At 49.6% G+C, this 240-nt stretch carries 1 pseudogene; it reads left to right on the forward strand.

The features are described from left to right. Positions 1-125: 125 nt before the first annotated feature. Positions 126-240: pseudogene (locus ACYP03_RS27740) on the forward strand (pirin family protein); the annotation flags it as partial.

Here is a 240-nt window from a genome sequence, read left to right on the forward strand (position 1 = left end):
TCACTGGTTTTCTCCGGTGCTGGCAAAGTGTCGGCTGATTCACTGCTGGTCAAACGCGTCCTTTAAGGGCGCGCTTGCCCTGACATATTCCCTTTCCGTACTGATATCATTACAGAGGTGACATTATGCTGGAAATCAGACGTGCTGCAGATCGAGGAAGAGCTTCGTTCGGATGGCTTGACAGTCGTCACACCTTCTCGTTTGGTCATTATTACGATCCTGAGCATATGGGTTACTCAG

It is taken from the genome of Photobacterium sp. R1, assembly GCF_054600795.1.